This is a genomic window from Agromyces sp. NPDC055661 (assembly GCF_053618135.1).
The window spans coordinates 2,464,331-2,478,763 of record NZ_JBSHHC010000001.1 but is presented as its reverse complement, the minus strand read 5'-3'; the positions used below and the strand labels follow the sequence as shown (position 1 = coordinate 2,478,763).

17 protein-coding genes and 1 pseudogene are annotated in these 14,433 nt (G+C 71.6%); 9 read left to right on the top strand and 9 right to left on the bottom strand.

Annotated features, from left to right (window positions below; genetic code table 11):
* Positions 1–144 precede the first annotated feature (144 nt).
* From ACWGO8_RS11360 to ACWGO8_RS11350, 3 genes and pseudogenes are all read left to right on the top strand, one after another.
* Positions 145–339: a hypothetical protein gene (locus tag ACWGO8_RS11360; RefSeq protein ID WP_452043159.1), complete on the top strand. Its 195-nt coding sequence runs from the start codon at positions 145–147 to the stop codon at positions 337–339.
* A 68-nt stretch (positions 340–407) separates the two neighbouring features.
* Complete coding sequence (locus tag ACWGO8_RS11355; RefSeq protein WP_452043158.1) at positions 408–1,469, top strand: iron-containing redox enzyme family protein; 1,062 nt, start codon at positions 408–410, stop codon at positions 1,467–1,469.
* Positions 1,466–1,630, top strand: a pseudogene (locus ACWGO8_RS11350) (CDGSH iron-sulfur domain-containing protein); the annotation flags it as partial. The gene ACWGO8_RS11355 and the pseudogene ACWGO8_RS11350, both read left to right, overlap by 4 nt.
* 74 nt (positions 1,631–1,704) lie before the next feature.
* Here the strand turns inward: ACWGO8_RS11350 and ACWGO8_RS11345 are convergent.
* Positions 1,705–3,120 (bottom strand): amidohydrolase family protein, encoded by a 1,416-nt coding sequence (locus ACWGO8_RS11345; protein WP_452043157.1) that lies wholly within the window; start codon positions 3,118–3,120, stop codon positions 1,705–1,707.
* A 326-nt stretch (positions 3,121–3,446) separates the two neighbouring features.
* Between ACWGO8_RS11345 and ACWGO8_RS11340 the strand changes: the two genes are divergently transcribed.
* From ACWGO8_RS11340 to ACWGO8_RS11330, 3 genes are read left to right on the top strand one after another with little or no spacing between them, the layout of a single operon-like run.
* Positions 3,447–3,668, top strand: a complete 222-nt coding sequence (locus ACWGO8_RS11340; RefSeq protein ID WP_452043156.1) for a hypothetical protein — start codon at positions 3,447–3,449, stop codon at positions 3,666–3,668.
* A gap of 1 nt (position 3,669) precedes the next feature.
* Positions 3,670–4,014 carry a DUF1036 domain-containing protein gene (locus ACWGO8_RS11335; RefSeq protein WP_376953753.1) on the top strand — a complete coding sequence of 115 codons (345 nt, stop codon included), beginning with the start codon at positions 3,670–3,672 and terminating at the stop codon, positions 4,012–4,014.
* 4 nt (positions 4,015–4,018) lie between these two features.
* Entirely contained in the window at positions 4,019–5,005 is a 987-nt protein-coding gene (locus ACWGO8_RS11330; RefSeq protein ID WP_452043155.1) for an alpha/beta fold hydrolase, read from the top strand.
* Positions 5,006–5,108: 103 nt separating this feature from the next.
* Here ACWGO8_RS11330 and ACWGO8_RS11325 read toward each other — a convergent pair whose 3' ends face one another.
* The 3 genes from ACWGO8_RS11325 to ACWGO8_RS11315 form a co-directional block, all read right to left on the bottom strand.
* Positions 5,109–6,560, bottom strand: coding sequence for a DHA2 family efflux MFS transporter permease subunit (locus tag ACWGO8_RS11325; RefSeq protein WP_452043555.1), 1,452 nt, complete (start codon positions 6,558–6,560; stop codon positions 5,109–5,111).
* 119 nt (positions 6,561–6,679) lie between these two features.
* Positions 6,680–7,309 (bottom strand): PadR family transcriptional regulator, encoded by a 630-nt coding sequence (locus ACWGO8_RS11320; RefSeq protein WP_452043154.1) that lies wholly within the window; start codon positions 7,307–7,309, stop codon positions 6,680–6,682.
* A 139-nt stretch (positions 7,310–7,448) separates the two neighbouring features.
* Positions 7,449–8,159 carry an alpha/beta fold hydrolase gene (locus ACWGO8_RS11315; RefSeq protein WP_452043153.1) on the bottom strand — a complete coding sequence of 237 codons (711 nt, stop codon included), beginning with the start codon at positions 8,157–8,159 and terminating at the stop codon, positions 7,449–7,451.
* A gap of 270 nt (positions 8,160–8,429) precedes the next feature.
* Here ACWGO8_RS11315 and ACWGO8_RS11310 point away from each other — a divergent pair, with 270 nt between their 5' ends.
* Positions 8,430–9,236 carry an alpha/beta fold hydrolase gene (locus ACWGO8_RS11310; RefSeq protein WP_452043152.1) on the top strand — a complete coding sequence of 269 codons (807 nt, stop codon included), beginning with the start codon at positions 8,430–8,432 and terminating at the stop codon, positions 9,234–9,236.
* 47 nt (positions 9,237–9,283) lie between these two features.
* Here the strand turns inward: ACWGO8_RS11310 and ACWGO8_RS11305 are convergent, their stop codons facing one another.
* The 4 genes from ACWGO8_RS11305 to ACWGO8_RS11290 form a co-directional block, all read right to left on the bottom strand.
* Positions 9,284–10,399, bottom strand: coding sequence for a fatty acid desaturase family protein (locus tag ACWGO8_RS11305; RefSeq protein WP_452043151.1), 1,116 nt, complete (start codon positions 10,397–10,399; stop codon positions 9,284–9,286).
* Positions 10,400–10,543: 144 nt separating this feature from the next.
* Positions 10,544–11,257, bottom strand: coding sequence for an ANTAR domain-containing protein (locus tag ACWGO8_RS11300; RefSeq protein WP_452043150.1), 714 nt, complete (start codon positions 11,255–11,257; stop codon positions 10,544–10,546).
* 40 nt (positions 11,258–11,297) lie between these two features.
* Positions 11,298–11,981 (bottom strand): GAF and ANTAR domain-containing protein, encoded by a 684-nt coding sequence (locus ACWGO8_RS11295; protein WP_452043149.1) that lies wholly within the window; start codon positions 11,979–11,981, stop codon positions 11,298–11,300.
* Positions 11,982–12,027: 46 nt separating this feature from the next.
* Positions 12,028–12,375: a DUF7882 family protein gene (locus ACWGO8_RS11290; RefSeq protein ID WP_452043148.1), complete on the bottom strand. Its 348-nt coding sequence runs from the start codon at positions 12,373–12,375 to the stop codon at positions 12,028–12,030.
* Positions 12,376–12,599: 224 nt separating this feature from the next.
* On the opposite strand from ACWGO8_RS11290, the gene ACWGO8_RS11285 reads away from it, so the two are divergent.
* Entirely contained in the window at positions 12,600–12,800 is a 201-nt protein-coding gene (locus tag ACWGO8_RS11285) for a hypothetical protein (protein ID WP_452043147.1), read from the top strand.
* Positions 12,801–13,112: 312 nt separating this feature from the next.
* On the top strand, positions 13,113–13,466 hold the full coding sequence (locus ACWGO8_RS11280) for a DUF7882 family protein (RefSeq protein WP_452043146.1): 354 nt from the start codon (positions 13,113–13,115) through the stop codon (positions 13,464–13,466).
* Here the strand turns inward: ACWGO8_RS11280 and ACWGO8_RS11275 are convergent.
* Positions 13,456–14,397, bottom strand: coding sequence for a helix-turn-helix transcriptional regulator (locus ACWGO8_RS11275; protein WP_452043145.1), 942 nt, complete (start codon positions 14,395–14,397; stop codon positions 13,456–13,458). The genes ACWGO8_RS11280 and ACWGO8_RS11275 overlap by 11 nt on opposite strands.
* Positions 14,398–14,433 lie beyond the last annotated feature (36 nt).

Below are 14,433 nucleotides of genomic sequence, written 5' to 3'. Positions count from 1 at the left end.
TATTGCGGGCCCCGCGCACCCCCCGCCCGGCGTGTGGTTGTCCTCCCCGGGGGGGGGGGCGCGGCCGCCCCCGCCACGGAGGAGTGGCGGGAGGCGTACTGGCGCGAGACCGTCGTCGCGACGGGAACACGGCAGGTGCGCCCCGTGCACTGGGACGCGTTCTGGCGTCCGCTGGAGCGCGGTCTCGAGCCGCTCCCGCGCGCGTTCGATCGCCTCGACGTGACGATGGCGACCTTCGAGCGCCTCGCAGCGGCCGATGGGATCGAGCTCCGGCTGCCCGGGCTGTGGGAGGAGGAGCTCCTCGCGGGTCCCACGTCCGGGTACACCGGGCCCATCTGACGGTCAAGCCCCGTGCCTCGCCGCCACGGCCGACGTAGCGTGGCGGAAAGCCAGGCAAGGGGGCACACATGACGCTGACGGCACCGGTCTCCCCACGCACCGCCGACCGTTGGCCCATGCGCCTGCCCGAACCTCGCGGCGAGGTCAGCGCCCTCGTCATCGACCGACTGCGCGACGGCGGCGGCCGCGACGGCGTCCGCGGCCTGGACCCGGCAGCGGCATCCGATGCGGCTCGCCGCTCCGGGAGCCTCCTCGACGACGAGGACCTGCAGCTCGCCCTCTTCGTGCTCTTCGAACTGCACTACGGCGGCCTCGAGGGCGTCGACGACCGCCTCGAGTGGGACCCCGAGCTGCTCGCCTTCCGCGGTGAGCTCGAGCGCGCCTACGAGGCCGAGCTGCGCGAGCGCATCCCACAACCGCATGCCACCCGCGACGTCCCCGAGGCGCTGTTCGCCCTCGTCGAGGCCGCCGACGACGGACCGGGGCTCTCGGCGTGGGTGGAGCGCGACGCGACCGTCGATCAGGTGCGCGAGGTGCTCGTGCATCGTTCGATCTACACCCTCAAGGAGGCGGACCCGCACAGCTGGGCTATCCCGCGGCTGCACGGCCGGGCGAAGTCGGCGCTCGTCGAGATCCAGGCCGACGAGTACGGGGGCGGGCGGCCCGAGCGGCTGCACGCCGAGATCTTCGCGAAGACCATGCGGGTCATGGGACTCGACGACCGGTACGGCGCTTACGCCGACCACGTGCCGGCGCTCGTGTACGCGTCGATGAACCTGATGTCGATGCTCGGCCTGCAGCGTCGGCTCCGCGGGGCGATCGTCGGCCACCTCGCCGCCTTCGAGATGACCAGCTCGATCCCGTGCCGGGCATACGCGAACGGCTTCCGGCGACTCGGACTCGGCGACGACGCCGCCGACTACTTCGACGAGCACGTCGAGGCCGACGCTGTGCACGAGCAGCTGGCCGCGCACGACCTGGCCGGCGGCCTCGTGGCCGACGAGCCCGGGCTCGCCGACGACATCCTGTTCGGGGCATCCGCTTGCCTCACCGTCGACGGCCGGCTGTGGGGTGAGGTGCGCCGCGTGTTCGAGGCGGGCGGCTCCGCGCTCCGGAAGGCGCTGCCGTGACGCGGCCGCAGAGCCCGTCGGTCGTCGCGTGCCCGAACGGCCCGCTCATCGTCCGCGGCGACGTCGAGATCCTCGACGAGCAGGGCAACCACGTCGACCCGCATCGCCGAACCGTCGCGCTGTGCCGGTGCGGCGCGTCGGCGATCCGGCCGTTCTGCGACGGCAGCCACAAGGTCGTCGGGTTCCGCACGGTCCGACCCGAACGCGACCCGGCGGTCGTGTTCGACGAACCGGATCAGAACCCCGGTGGGATCGGCGGCGTGATGCCACCCGCCCGGGCGTCCTCCATCGAGAACCCCGCCGCCTCGAGCAGCCGCTCCCGCGACGCCACCGCGCGTCGCGCGAGCGCCTCGTAGTCGACGCCGACGAGCTCGCCGCCCCACTTCAGCGGCCGACCGTCGACGAACACCGCGTCGACGTCGGCGGGCGTCGCGAAGTTCACGATGGTGCCGACGGCCGATCCCCAGGGGTGCAGGTGCACGGCACGCAGCGAGAGCACCACGAGGTCGGCGCGCTTGCCCGGCTCGAGGATGCCGATCCGATCCTCGAGTCCGGCGTTCACCGCGCCTCCGACGGTCGCCGCGCGCAGCACGTCCCACGGCTCGAACGGGGCCGGCATGTCCTCGTCGGTGCCGAGCCTGCGGAACGCGAGCCCGCGCTGCACCGTGAGCAGCACGCGCATCTCGGTGAACAGGTCGTGCCCGTAGGCCGTCTCGTTGTCGCTGCTGATGCCGAACCGGAGGCCGGCGGCCTGCGCCTCGAGCACCGGCGTCAGCCCGCCGATCCCGTACTGGGCGTCCGATCGGACGACGAGGTTCACGGCTGCGCCGCTGTCGGCGAGCGCGTGCCACGTGTCGGCCGTGAGCCCGGCGCAGTGGTTGAAGGCCTGGCCCGGTCCGAGCGCACCGGATGCCGCGAGCTCACCCGCCGCGGGCGCCCACGGTCCGAGCTCGGCCGCGACGCCGAGGCCGTGGTCGGTCGCCCAGCGCAGGCTGTCGGGACTCGGGTAGAGGTCGAACGCGCGGAGCCGCACAAGGCCGTCGTCGCTCGGGAACCACCGGTCGCGCAGCCGCAGCAGCTCGTCGGGGAACAGGTCGTCGTGGGGACCGTCTCCGGGCGGGCCGGCCGCGAACACGGCGCGGATCCCGGTCGAGCGCAATGCCTCGATCGTGGCATCCGCGTGCGCCTCGGTGCGGTGGTTGTGGCTGTTGTCGATGAACGTCGTCGTGCCGGCGTTGATGGCCTGCGCGACCGACATCAGCTCGCCGACGGCCATGTCGTCGGGCGTGAAGTGCTCGGCCGTCCCGCCGTGGGTGAGTCCCCAGTACCCGCCGAACGCGACGGTCGGCGCGACGCCGCGGAGCGCGCCCTCCCACGCGTGCTGATGGCTGTCGACGAGGCCCGGCATGACGATGGCGTCGGCCACGTCGACGACGATCACCTCGGGTCCGACGCGTTCGGCGATCCCGAGCGCGATCGCCTCGATGACCCCGCCGCGGATGAGGACGTCCGCCCGCCGCGGTGCGATATCGACCAGGTCGACGACCCAGCCGCCCTGCAGCAGGAGCGACCGGTCGGGATCGTCGTCCGACGCACGCAGCGCGTGGAGCGCCGCAGCCTGGTGAGCCGTCACGGAGGTGGTCGATGGCATGTGCAGCCCCTCTTCGTCGAGGTCGATGGTGTCGGGCGCCCCTCCATCCATACCGAGAACATCCTCCGCTTCGCAAGGGTGCGACGGATGCCGCGACGACGCGATCGTCCGACGAACCTTGCCGCCCCTGCAGGCCGGGACTATATTCCGGCGTGTCGGGGGGCTGCGCCTGGTCGGGTGCATCGGGGGAATCATCGACCGCGGCCGTTGGGATGCGATCCGGGACGCTGCGCTCCGTCGACCGTGCCGAGGCGGTGAGGTCGGGCGCGCGCGACGGTGGCGTCGCGGATGCCGGGCCGGCCGCATCCGACGAATCGAGGTCTCGCATGCAGGATCCATCCGAGCTCGTCCGCACGCTCAGTGCCGACGAAGCTGCCGCCCTCGCCCCGCTTCCCGAGTCGGACGAGGAGAGTCCGACGACCGTGCGGCCCGGACAGGGCGCCGAGTCGACCGCCGAGGCGCATCGCCCCGGCGTGATGGCGTACGCCGATGCCGAGGCGTCGGGCGCCGACGGCCCACCGAACCCGCGCGACGTCGAGGAGCAGTGACATGGCCATCTACGTGCACAACGGCTCGGCGACGACCATGTACGTCGCCCTCGCCTACCACTCGCCAGGCTGCGAGGGCGACAACTGGGCGAAGAAGGGGTGGTGGGCCATCGCACCGGGCGGGCGCGCCACGGTGCGCGGCGGCGCCTCGAACGGGGCGAAGTACTTCTGGTACGCCGAGAACGACGGCGGCCAGGTGTGGGCCGGTCCGTTCATGACGCAGCTGCCGAGCCGGGCGTTCGACTGGTGCTGGCGTACGGGCAGCACCGACAGCCGGCTCCTCGGCCTGCGCATGCTCGTGGTGCCGACCACGAGCATCAACCACTCGATCGTCCTCCAGGGATGACGCCATGACCCAGGCGACGCGTCCCGCCATCGCGGCGGGATGCGCCGTCGGCGTGCTCGCCCTGCTCGCGGGCTGCGGTGTCGGCACGGTCGCCGACGGTGGAACGGGCAGTCCCACCGCGCCCGAGACGTCGGCCGCGGCATCCGACGCCTTCGTGCCCGGCGACGGCGACCGTTCGGGCCTGGTCGACCTCGGCGACGGACGCGAGCTGTACCTCCAGTGCAGCGGCAGCGGCTCGCCGACGGTGGTGCTCGTCTCGGGCGCCGGCGTCGCGGCCGACGACTGGGAGTACGTCGGCGACCCCACGAGCACGAGCGACCCGGCGGTGCCCTCCGACGATGCCGTGTACCCGCAGGCGGCCACGTCCACGCGCGTGTGCGCGTACGACCGACCCGGCACCGAGGAGATGGAGGGCCAGCCGAGCCGGTCGATGGAGGTGCCGCAGCCGACGACGTCGCAGGATGCGGCATCCGACCTGGCGGCGATGCTGGCCGCGGCCGAGGTCGAGGGGCCGTACCTCGTCGTCGGGCACTCGTGGGGCGGCATGATCGCGGCGACGTACGCGCGCGAGCACCCCGACGACGTGATGGGACTCGTGCTCGTCGACCCGGGATCGCAGTACCTGCAGGAGACCCTGCCGCCCGAGGTGTGGGACCAGTGGATGGCCGACATCGCGAAGGCCGGCGAGGCGAACCCGGGCGGCGAGGCGCCCGATTACCCCGCCAGCATCGCGGCCCTCGCGGCCACGCCGCCGCTCACGTCGATGCCCGTGGCCGTGCTCACCGCCGACCGGCCGTTCGACTACCTCGGCATCGGCGACGCCACCACCTACTGGCCCGCGTGGGTCGACGCCCAGGCGCGGTTGGCGGAGTCCCTCGGCGCCACGCACGTCACGCGGACCGACAGCGGCCACTTCATCGGCAACGAGCATCCCGAGCTCGTGCTCGAGCAGATCCGCGCGGCGATCATCATGGGGAGCAAGTCGGGCTGAGCTCCGACGACGGATGCCGCGGCGACTCGCTCAGCCGCTGGTCGAGGAGCGCCCGGTGCAGCCTGACGCGTCGCGAGACCCGGCTTGATCGTGCTCGCCCGGCTCAGCCCGCCGGCGCCGCCTCGGCCGCCGCGCCCGCGACATCCGGCACGCCCTGCGGCGCCCGCTGCGGCCGACGGAGGAAGACCACCGCGACCGCGCCGATGAGGATGACCGCGGCGGGCAGGAGCGTGGCCTGCGCCATCGCCTGCGAGAAGCCGTCGAGCACGAACGGCGGCAGCGCGCCGCCGCCGAACCCCTCGGACGAGGCCTCGGCCGCACCTGGGAGGTTCGCCTCGAGGCGCGCCTGCATGAACGCGGCGATGGCCGCCGAGCCGATCACCGACCCCACCGTGCGCATCGTGTTGTAGATGCCCGCGCCCGCTCCCGCCTGCCGCGGGGTGAGGTTGCGCGTCGCCGTGGTCGCGAGCGGCCCCCACATGCCGGCGTTGCCGATGCCCATGATCGCGGACGGGATGAGGAACGCCCAGATCGGGGTGTCGACGTTCATGAGTGACGAGTAGAGCACGAGCGATCCCGACACCAGCAGCAGTCCGGGGATGAGCATCCAGCGCGGGTCGATGCGGTCGATCAGGCGGCCGGCGAACGGCGAGAGCACGCCCGCGAACACGGCCATCGGCACGAGCAGCAGCGCGGCCTGCGTCGGCGTGAGCCCTCGGGCGAGCTGCACGAAGAACATGAGCGGCAGCGACATGCTCGTCACCGTGAAGCCGACCGTCGCGATCGTGAGGTTCGCGATCGAGTAGTTGCGGTCGCGGAACAGCGGGAGTGGCACGAGCGGCTCGCTGCGCGTGCGCGCCTGCTGCCAGACGAAGAGGCCCATGACGGCGACGCCCGTGATGATCAGGCTCCACACCGAGATCGGACCCCAGATCACGCCCCAGTCGTACTTCTCCGCCTCCTGCAGGCCGAACACGATGAGGAAGAGCGAGGTTGCGCTGAGGAACACGCCCACGAGGTCGAAGCGGTGCTTGTGCGTCTCGAGCTTCGGCACGAGGATCCACGCGAGCACGAAGCCGACGACGCCGACGGGGAGGTTGACGAAGAAGATCCACTCCCAGCCGAACCCGTCGACGAGCAGGCCGCCCGCGAGCGGGCCGACGAGCAGGGCGACGCCAGAGGTCGCGCCCCACAGGCCCATGGCCGCGCCGCGGCGGTTTGGCGGGAACGTGCGCGTGATGACGGCCATCGTCTGCGGCGTCATGAGGGCCGCGCCGAGGCCCTGCACCGCGCGGAAGGCGATGAGCGCGCCGAGCGAGCCCGAGAGGCCGCAGCCGAGCGAGGCGAGCGTGAAGATCGCGAGGCCGATGAGGTAGATGTTCTTCGGCCCGAACCGGTCGCCGAGGCGCCCGGTGATGAGCAGCGGCACGGCGTACGCGAGCAGGTATGCGGAGGTCACCCACACGACGTTGTCGAGGTCGGGCGTGTCGGGGTCGAGCGCCGCCTTGATCGCCGGGTTCGCGACGGACACGATCGTCGTGTCCACGAGGATCATGAAGAACCCGATGACGAGGGCCCAGAGCGCCGGCCAGGGTCCGCGCTCGCGGCGGCCACCGGATGCCGCGGCGGCCCCGGTGCCCGAAGTGGTGGTCGTCGCATCCGTCGAGTGCTCGGTCATCGACGTGCCTCCTCTCGATCGGCGAGGTAGCGCTCGGTGGGTCCGTCGAGCTCGTCGACGCCCCACGGGAACGCGTGCTCCTCCAGTGCGGTGATGATGCCCTCGAGCCACGTCAACTCGGCCGCCAGCATGGCGTCCTCGCGTTCGACCTCGAGGATGAACTGTCGTGGCACGTCCTTCTCGCGCGCCTCGCGACGGGCCTCGACCTGCATCTCGTGCAGTTCGGCGAGCGCGTCGCGGCGGGTGCGCAGCAGCGCGACGACCTCGTCGCGCCGGAGGTGATGCGCCTCGGCGAGCGCCACCCGGAACTCGGCCGGACGGTCGATGCCGGGCAGCTCGCGGCGCACCCAGTCGACGACGGTCTCGCGACCCGCGTCGGTGAGCGCGTAGGTGGTGCGCTCGGGTCGGTTGCCCGAGCGTTCGACGCCCACCTCGTCGACGAGGCCGAGCCGTTCGAGGCGTCCGACCGTGTGGTAGAACGTGCCGTTCGAGATCGCGACGAAGCGGTCGTCGTGCCGCTGGCGCATGAGCCGCATCATCTCGTAGGGATGCATGTCGCCCTCGCGCAGCAGGCTCAGGATCATGAACCCGAGGCCGGTGATCCGCTCCACGGTGGCGTCCTCCATCCCGAATAGTCGACATGGACTATACGCCTCGCACGCAGCGTCGCCAAGGCGAGGGTGAACGGATGCCCCGCATGGGACGAACCGCGCCGGGCGGCGCGCCGGCCGCGCCGGGACCGCGCCGGGCCGACGGCTTCCCCCTTCAGCCCCGACCGCTCGCCGCGAGGATGAGGTCGGCGATCTCGCGGGGGCGCACGACCATCGAGAGGTGGCCGCTTTCGACCTCGATCGTCGTCGCGCCCATGCGCTCGGCGACGAACCGCTCGAGCTCGGGCGAGGTCGTGCGGTCCAGCTTCGAGACCGCGTACCAGCTCGGCTTCTCGCGCCAGGCCGCGACGGTCGTGCGGCTCGCGAACAACGTGTCCGTGATCGGACCCTGCACGGCGAAGAGCACTCGAGCCCTGGCCGGATCGACGCCGTTCGCGAAGTCCTCCAGGAACGCCTCCTCGCCGAACTGGATGAAGCCGGCGTCGTTCACCAGCCCGGCCATGGCGGGCGGCGTGGGGAATCGCTTGGCGAGCGCGGCGTAGTCCTCGCCCGCGTCGGGCCCACGGGCCGCCACGTACACGAGCGCCGAGACATTCGGATGCGCGCCCGCCTCAGAGATGACGGTGCCGCCCCAGGAGTGCCCGGCGAGCACGGTCGGCCCGTCCTGCAGGTCGAGGGCACGGCGTGTGGCGGCCACATCGTCGTCGAGCGTGGTGAGCGGATTCTGCACGGAGGTGACCGACAGGCCCGCCTGCTGGAGCAGGGCGATGACGTCGGCCCACGACGAGCCGTCGGCGTAGGCGCCGTGCACGAGGACCACGTTGCGAGCCGGGACGCCCGCCCCGGTGGATGGTTCGGCTGGCATGGACATGCGTGCTCCTTCCGGAGGTTCGGAACGGGTCGTGCCCACCATACGTTCGGGCCGGGGCTTCGATCTAGACTCAGCCTGAAGGCAGCACCGCGCGGAATCGCAGACGTGGATCGGGGGCCGGCATGGACTGGGCACTGGCGGGCATCGGGCGACGGGGAGGCGGCGTTGTCGGCACCTGACGTCCGTGGCGATCCGCGATCCCGGCCGCGCGGACCCCGCCGGCCGGAGTCGAGCCTGGCCGAGCGCTGGACCCGGATCGACGGGGTGGACGTGTTCTACCGCGAGTCGCCGAACGCGCCGCCCGACACCCCCGTGATGGTGCACCTGCACGGCTTCGGACTCTCGGGCCGGTACCTGCTGCCGACCGCCGAGCGGCTGGCCGACGAGTACCGCACCTACGTGCCCGACCTGCCCGGCTTCGGTCGGAGCTGGCGCGCCCCGCGGGCGCTCGACGTGCCCGGCCTGGCGCAGACCGCCGCCCGGTTCCTCGACGACCGCGGCGTCGATCGGGCGACGCTCGTCGGCAACTCGATGGGCTGCCCGGTGATCACCGAGTTCGCCTACAGCTTCCCCGATCGCATCGACCGCGCGATCCTCGTCTCGCCGGCCGGCGGGGTCTACAACCAGCCGCTCATGGGCGCCATCACCCAGCTCGCGCGCGACGGCGGCCGCGAGCCGAAGCGGATGCTGCGGGTCGCCGTGCCCGACTACCTCAAGTTCGGCATCCCGAGCACCGTGCGCATGTTCCGTTCGCTCACCCGGTACCCGTCGTACGAGCGGCTGCTCGCCCTGCGCATCCCCACCCTGGCGGTGGTCGGCGACCGCGACCCGCTCATGCCCCCGCCGGCCATCGTGCGCGAGGTCGCGACGAACACCGACAACCACGTGGTGCTCGTCGTCATCGAGGGCGCGGCGCATGCCATCAACTTCAGCCATCCCGATGAGCTCGCGCACGTCATCCGGCTCTTCATGGCCGACAAGCCGATCGTCGACGATCCTGAGGCCCCGGGGCTCGCGCACGTCGAGGAAGTCCACCGCAGCCCGCACCACCCGCCCGTCGCGGACGCGTAGCCGTCGCCCGCGGCATCCGCTCTCGAGCCGGATCGGGTGTCCGGGAGCTAGAGACTGCTCCGCTGCGCGACGAGCGGGCAGTCGAACGGATCGTGCTCGCCGAGCCCGACGCGGTTGATGTACCGCAGCACGATCCCGTACGAGCGGAACAGCCCGGTCTGCGTGTACGTGACGCCGACCTCGCCGCAGTAGGCGCGCACGAGCGGAGCCGCACGCCGGAGGTGCGGCCGCGGCATCGACGGGAAGAGGTGGTGTTCGACCTGGTAGTTCAATCCCCCCATGGCCGTGTCGATGAACCGATTCCCGCGGATGTTCCGGCTCATCAGCACCTGGCGTCGAAGGAAGTCGAGCTTCACGGTCGCCGGGACGATGGGCATCCCCTTGTGGTTCGGCGCGAACGACGCCCCCATGTAGAACCCGAACACGCCGAGCTGCACCGCGAGGAACCCCGCGGCGACGCCGGGGGAGAGCACGAGGAACACCAGGGTCGCGAAGCCGCCGAGGCGGGCGGCGAGCAGCCCGATCTCGACCCAGCGGCGCTCGACGGGCTCCTTGGAGAGCACCCGGGCGACGCTCGACGCGTGGAGCGACAGACCCTCGAACAGGAGGATGGGGAAGAAGAAGATGCCCTGGTGGCTGATGAGCCACGACGTGACGGGGTTCCGCCGTCGCTCGGCCTGGTCGGCCGTGAAGGAGATGACGGGCAACTCGAGGTCGGGATCGACGCCCTCCTTGTTCGGGTTGGCGTGGTGCCTCGTGTGCTTGTGCCGCCACCAGCCGTAGCTCATGCCGATGAAGAGGTCGCCGATGATGAGGCTGGTCCAGTCGTTCCACCGCCCGGACACGAAGATCTGCCGATGCGCGGCATCGTGGCCGAGGAACGCGACCTGGGTGAAGAGCACCCCGAAGACGATGGCGCTGATGAGCTGCCACCAGGTGTCCCCGATCCAGACGAAGGCGACGCACGCGACGACGATGGCGAGGGGCAGCAGCACGAGCTTCGCCCAGTAGTAGCCGTAGCGCCGCCGCATCAGGCCGGCGCGTTGGATGCGTGCCGCGAGTTCCGTGAAGTCGCTCGCACTCGCACTCGCACTTCGCGTAGCCCGGACGCCGGCCTGCGCGATGACGGGGCGTTCCGAGACCCCGTTGAATTCGTCCCCCATGACCTTCTCCAGCCCGTGTCGCTGTCGGTGGAGTCGACCAGGGTCCGGGGTGACTGTCGAATGAGGCTACGTCGCCGAATCTCCGTCGACAAGGGGTTGCCTTCGAGACACGGCGGACACTCGGATGCCCATGTGCTGTGCGAATCAGAGGTCGAGGCGTCCGGTGATGACGTCGGCGGCCACGTCGCGCAGGCGACGCTGGGTTGAGCGGGCGTTCGCGCGGATACGGCTGAACGCGGCATCCATGTCGATGCCCTGCGTATGTGCGAGGTAGCCCTTGGCCTGCTCGATGGCCACGCGGCTGTCGAGGGCGTTCTGGAGCTGCGCCTGGGTGATCTCGGCCTGTTCGGCGATGCGGTGCTGCAGGATGCCGATGGTGGCGACGTCCGCGAGCGCCTGCGCCGCCATCGCATCCTCGTCGTTGAGCTGGCCGACGCGATCGCGGAAGAGGTTGAGCGAGCCGATGGTGTTGTCGCGGAGCCGCATCGGGATGGAGTGCATCGAGCGGAAGCCCGACCGGCGCGCGTCCGCCGCGAAGAGCGGCCAGCGCTCCTCGATGTGATCCAGGTCGGCGACTGAGACGACCGCGCCGGTCGTGACGGCCTCGACGCACGGGCCCTCGCCGGCCCGGAGCTGCATGAGTCCGAGGAACTCGCTTCGCTCGTTCGTCGAGACGATGACCTCGAGCTCCTGCGCCCGACTGACGAGGAGGATCCCGGCGGCGGCGGCGTCGAAGAGCTCGATGGCCTCCTCGACGAGCAGTTGGAGGAGGTCGACGACGTCGTAGTCGGCGACCAGGGAGTCCGCCAGTGTCACGAAGGTTCCCACCAGGCGATCCTCGCGGGTTCGGGCCTTCATGTCGCCATCCTAGGACGCGGCCGCCGGAGCGGGTACCGCCTCATGGCCGGAAGTCCAGTCGGCGTTCGACGACATCGCCGGCGACGTCCCGTACCGAGCGTCCGTGTGCGAATGCGTGGGCGCGCAGCACCACGAGGGCGTCGTCCACGTCGATCCGCAGCTGGGCGGCGACCATCCCCGACGCCTGGTGGACCTCGCGACGCGAGAAACGACCGTCGGCGATCCCGTCCTCGCCGTCCACCAGCTCCGCGAGCGCCCGCCGCAGCACCTGACGAGCCGCGATCGACGCGAGCGCCGTGATGTCCTGCACCTGCACCGGCGTGAGTCGACGCCGAGCCGTGGAGTACAGGTCGAGCGAGCCGACGGCGAGGTCGCCGACGTGGAGGGGGAACGCGAAGAGTGCGCCGAGGTGCAGCTCTTCAAGGGCCTCGTGAGCGGCCGGCCAGTCGCCGCTCAGGCGCTGGCGGTCCTGCTCGAGCACGGGCCGTCGCGACTCCAGCGCGTTCCAGCACGGGCCCTCGCCGAGGTCGATCTGGATCTCGTCGATCCTGGCCGCCACGGCGTCGCTCGCACACACGGTCTGCGAGCCCAGGGGATCACCGAGCGTGGAGATCACCGCGCCCGAGACGGCGAACGCCTCGACGAACGGCTGGCAGAGGCCCTGCGGGCCAATCGCCACCGTCAACTGAGCGGCCGCGCGGCCGACGGCCTCACCGGGGCTCACGGCTCGCCCGCCGATCTCCCGGACCCCCCGGAGGGGGACGACGGGGTCATGGCGCCGACACGGGTTCGCCGCGGGGGACGGGCTGGGGCACGGAGTCGCTCGGATGCGCCGGCATCGGCTCGGGTGTCAGCCGCAGCACACCGTGGATGCCGACCTCGTCGGCCATCTCCTCCAGCCATTCGCGGTTCAACGGCACGCGACGATTCCCGGCGTACACGAACTCCAGCGGGGTCCGCCGGCTGACCCAGACGGTCGACCAGTGCTTCGCGTCCCGGAGGTCGAGCGCGAACGACTCGTTGCGCCGGAGCTTGTCGAGGATGACGACCTGGAGGTGCGCGAGGGCGCGGTCATCGATGTCGATCGCGACACTCCTGTCGTAGATGAACGAGCCCATGGCCGCACCTGACCCTTCGTCGAACGACGAGCCCACAGGGTCCAGGTGGGACGTATACCTGCAGGCTACTCGCGGGCGCGGGACCTGTCGACGCGAACGAGCCGAACGGCCCCGGCCGAGCGCAGTCGGGCAGCACCACCACTGAGCCGACGGGTCTTGTGGCGCTTCTCGGATGCGGCGATGCTCGAAGCCCGGACTCTGCTGAAGCGCACGAGGAGATCACGATGGCCATCAATCCGATCGAGCGAGCGCAGATGCTGAAGGCGCTGGCGTCCGAGACGACCGAGGCGATCGGCGCGCTCGCCGACAGCGGCGAGGTCGCACCGGGCAGTGCCGTGTTCGACGCCGTGGCGAAGCTCGCCATCCAGGCGAACGGCATCTCGAACGTGCTCGTCGAGGTGTTGAACGAGCTCCGCACGCGCTGAGCGCGCGTCCCGAGGAGGGCGCGCAGCGCCCGTCTCGAAACCCTGCCTGCGCACGCGGGTTTCGAGACGCGTCCGACTGCACCGGGCGCTCCTCGACCCGCGGCATTCCGGGCGCGCGGCATCCGCGATCGGAACGGCTGGATCCGCTGGCGGAACGGATGCCGCGAGCGTGGGCCCGATCGGGGCGCCGCCGCCATACGGTGTGAGCGGACGACCGCCGGCGGCGTGGGGGCACCCGCCGGCCGGACCCCTCGGTCCGTGCGTCCTCCGCGGCACGCCCCGCCCGCGGACCCCCGACCGGCAGGAGACCCGATGGGCACGCTCATCTACAACGGCGGCATCCCGCTCGCCGTCGACGACCGCACGATGGCCCACCTCCAGGTCGTCATCATCAACAAGCTGCGCCGGCGCGAGTCGTTCACCTTCACGTGGGACGACGGCACGCAGCAGACCGTGTGCTGGATCGCACCGTCGATCGCGATCGAGTTCGTCTACTCGGGCAACCGTCGCCCGACGCTGAATCGGGCCTGGCTCGAGCTCCTCGCGCTCTCGGCCAACGCGAACAGCGGCCTGACGGTGGTGCCCGAGCCGATCGAGCCGCCGCGACCCGCCGACCGCCCCGACGAGCGCACGCCCGACCGCACGCCCGAGCCCGTCAGCGCCTGAGGGTCTCGGAGGGCTGTTCGCCGAACGCCCGGTGATACGCCTGCGAGAACCGCGAGGAGCTGGCGAAGCCCCAGCGACGGGCGACCGCGGCGACGGTGAGGCGCCCATCGGATGCCGCGAGGTCGGCGCGCGCCCGATCGAGGCGGATCCGCCGCAGCATGTCCGACGGCGAGCGGCCGAGGTCGCGCGTGAACGCGTAGTGCAGCCCGCGCGTGGAGATGAACGCGGCATCCGCGACGTGCTGCACCGTGATGGGCTCGCCGGCGTGCTCCTGCATGTACTCCACCGCGCGGCGCACGACCGCCGACCGGGTGGCATGGCCGAGGTCGCGTTCGGCGACCTCGAGCCAGCTCGTGTCGAACGCGTGCAGGAACGCGGTCGCGAGCTGGTGGAACATCCCCTCGGCGAAGATCGGGGAGTCGAACGCCTCGGGGGCGTCGGAGAGCATGCGCTCGAGCGCACCGAGGACGAGGCTCCAGTGGCGAGCGCGATCGGGCGACGACGGGGCAGTCCCCCGGCGGACCAGGCGGAACGACGGATCCCCGGCGGCCGCCTGCGCGATGCGCTCGACGGCTGCGAGGTCGAGCCGCACGAGCTTGGCGTCGAAGGAGTCCCACCGGCCGGCGAGGCCTGCGGCCGGCGCGAGGAACGGCTTGGACGTGTCGACGGCCTCGCGGCCGTGCGCCAGTTCGTATCCGCGGCCGCGACTCATGATGACGACGAGGTCCTCGGACCCGGAGGTCGCTGCGCCCGACCCTTCGAACGTGTAGTCCATGAGCGAGAAGCGGTCGCCGATCGTCGTCGCGAACGTCGAACGGAAGCCCTCGCGTTCGACCCGTCCGAGGCGGATGTCGGGGAAGTGGGCGCCGAGCTCGCGCTCGGCCGACTCGAGGTCGTGGATGACGACATCCGTGCGCGTCACACCGCTCATTCCATCTCCCAGGCGTTCGGGTCCGACCGGTGCGAC

Excerpts from the sequence above, each read along its gene's own strand:
- ACWGO8_RS11355 (WP_452043158.1), top strand. The coding sequence starts at position 408 with ATGACGCTGACGGCACCGGTCTCCCCACGCACCGCCGACCGTTGGCCC.
- ACWGO8_RS11345 (WP_452043157.1), bottom strand. The coding sequence starts at position 3,120 with ATGCCATCGACCACCTCCGTGACGGCTCACCAGGCTGCGGCGCTCCAC.
- ACWGO8_RS11340 (WP_452043156.1), top strand. The coding sequence starts at position 3,447 with ATGCAGGATCCATCCGAGCTCGTCCGCACGCTCAGTGCCGACGAAGCT.
- ACWGO8_RS11335 (WP_376953753.1), top strand. The coding sequence starts at position 3,670 with ATGGCCATCTACGTGCACAACGGCTCGGCGACGACCATGTACGTCGCC.
- ACWGO8_RS11330 (WP_452043155.1), top strand. The coding sequence starts at position 4,019 with ATGACCCAGGCGACGCGTCCCGCCATCGCGGCGGGATGCGCCGTCGGC.
- ACWGO8_RS11325 (WP_452043555.1), bottom strand. The coding sequence starts at position 6,560 with ATGATCCTCGTGGACACGACGATCGTGTCCGTCGCGAACCCGGCGATC.
- ACWGO8_RS11320 (WP_452043154.1), bottom strand. The coding sequence starts at position 7,309 with ATGGAGGACGCCACCGTGGAGCGGATCACCGGCCTCGGGTTCATGATC.
- ACWGO8_RS11315 (WP_452043153.1), bottom strand. The coding sequence starts at position 8,159 with ATGCCAGCCGAACCATCCACCGGGGCGGGCGTCCCGGCTCGCAACGTG.
- ACWGO8_RS11305 (WP_452043151.1), bottom strand. The coding sequence starts at position 10,399 with ATGGGGGACGAATTCAACGGGGTCTCGGAACGCCCCGTCATCGCGCAG.
- ACWGO8_RS11300 (WP_452043150.1), bottom strand. The coding sequence starts at position 11,257 with ATGAAGGCCCGAACCCGCGAGGATCGCCTGGTGGGAACCTTCGTGACA.
- ACWGO8_RS11290 (WP_452043148.1), bottom strand. The coding sequence starts at position 12,375 with ATGGGCTCGTTCATCTACGACAGGAGTGTCGCGATCGACATCGATGAC.
- ACWGO8_RS11285 (WP_452043147.1), top strand. The coding sequence starts at position 12,600 with ATGGCCATCAATCCGATCGAGCGAGCGCAGATGCTGAAGGCGCTGGCG.
- ACWGO8_RS11280 (WP_452043146.1), top strand. The coding sequence starts at position 13,113 with ATGGGCACGCTCATCTACAACGGCGGCATCCCGCTCGCCGTCGACGAC.
- ACWGO8_RS11275 (WP_452043145.1), bottom strand. The coding sequence starts at position 14,397 with ATGAGCGGTGTGACGCGCACGGATGTCGTCATCCACGACCTCGAGTCG.